General features: G+C 40.8%; 2 protein-coding genes. Both read right to left on the reverse strand.

Annotated elements, in window-relative coordinates; all coding sequences use genetic code 11:
• Positions 1-48: 48 nt before the first annotated feature.
• A complete protein-coding gene (locus IV80_RS09900) occupies positions 49-942 on the reverse strand; it encodes an IS3 family transposase (RefSeq protein ID WP_057752925.1) in 894 nt (297 codons plus the stop codon).
• Entirely contained in the window at positions 939-1,616 is a 678-nt protein-coding gene (locus IV80_RS09905; RefSeq protein ID WP_057752927.1) for a helix-turn-helix domain-containing protein, read from the reverse strand. The genes IV80_RS09900 and IV80_RS09905 overlap by 4 nt, the downstream gene beginning before the upstream one ends.
• Between the last annotated feature and the right edge of the window lie 71 nt (positions 1,617-1,687).

The following is a 1,687-nucleotide window of genomic DNA, read 5'->3' on the forward strand; positions in this document are numbered from 1 at the left end:
GGCCCTGTCAAGTTGACAGTTGAAATAATATAAATTTTTGGTTTTTACCTAAATGGCTTCATTCCAGTATTCATCTGGAGTGAGGCCATTTCTTTGTGCAGAACGATTTTGATGGTTAAAATATTCAATTCCATCTTCAACGAGTTTTACCAGCTCTTTATACGTTTTGGCCATTGGATGACGATCCATCCAGCGAAGCTTAAACTCATTCCACCAACGTTCCATTGGAGCGTTGTCATATGGTGTTCCTGGCCGAGACATGCTTCGTTCTACTTCAAATTGGTTCAAAAAATTGTTAAATGCTCCCGATGTATAAGCTGATCCACGATCTGTATGGATACGTGGATGAACGTCACCGGCGGCTACGAACGCCCGCTGAAAGACTTGTATTTCAGCTGAGCTAGTCTCGGTATCGCTGAGATTGTACGATAGTAATCGACGCCCATAGAGATCTAATACGCCGCTTAAACGTACTTTATACTCACCATTCACGCCATACGAAAGCTCTGTCGAGTCAGACAACCAAACCTCGTTTGGTGCACTAACTTCAAAATTCTGGTTCAGTAAATTGTCTTGAATATATTGCTCGTTTTGTTTGGTGCGATTGTGCTTTTTCTTTCGAATTTGACAATGAATACCAAGTTCTCGCATGACACGCCGCACCATCTTAAAGGTCACTAAAAAGTCAATTTCTTCGTCTTGCTGTAGATTAGTCAGAAGATTTCCAGCACCAATACCCTGATGATGAAAATTAAACCAATATTTGGTACGTTCTTTGAGTTTCTTATCGTGGCCTTCCCAAATTGTTTCTTCACGGTTGAGCCCCTTATAATAGGCCTGGCGGCTTACACCAACAACTCTTAAGAGTACCGATAACGTTCCCTGATCCTCTTGACTGACATCCTTGATTGCTTGATAGGCCAGTCGATGTTGTTTGTTCACCCCTTGTGCTGAAGTTCCTGTAATTTTTTTGCGAATTTCTCTATAATTTCTTTCTCTTTGAGCTGGACCTTAAGTTGTCGAATCTCAAGTTTTAACTGTTCGGTTTCTGTTAGTTCATCTCGTTGCTTTCGATGTCCACGATTATCCATTAAAGCTGGATACCCGTTGGCTTCAGCTTTGCGTACCCACATCCTAGCTTGCTGATAAGATACTTGAAAATGTTCTGCAGCTTCAGAATAGCTGTGATTGTCCTTAGTAACGTACTCTACAACTTCAATCCGTTCTTCAAAGGTAGTCGTCTTACGACTCATAGTAGGGACCTGCTTTCTAGACGGTGACGCCGTCACCGTTTTATCCCCATTATACCTAGAAATCCAGTTACGTAGTTGCTCATGTGAACGTAACCCAAATTTAATTGTTAGTTCTTCAAGAGTTCCTTTCCCAGCCAAATATGCCAGAACGGCTGTTAGTTTAAGCTCTTTAGAGTAATGATTATTTTGGTGCGCTTCTTCAAGTCCTTCGATACCATCACGTTCATACCGTGTCTGCCAATGCTTCAATGCCTCTGCACCAATGTTAAATGTTTTCGCAAATGCTGCATAAGATGTATTGGCTTGTTTGAACTCTTCTAGAATTGTTAGTTTTTCCAATGCTGTGTATTTAGATCTAGGCATAATAAAAATCCCTCCATGTTTATCAGATGATTTATATTATTTCATCTGACAACCACAAAGGGATTATCGCA

This window comes from Pediococcus cellicola (assembly GCF_001438655.1).
Taxonomy (GTDB): Bacteria; Bacillota; Bacilli; order Lactobacillales; family Lactobacillaceae; genus Pediococcus; species Pediococcus cellicola.

What these genes read in the sequence shown, in the direction of transcription:
- IV80_RS09905 (WP_057752927.1), bottom strand. Translation starts at nt 1,616, where the DNA reads ATGCCTAGATCTAAATACACAGCATTGGAAAAACTAACAATTCTAGAA.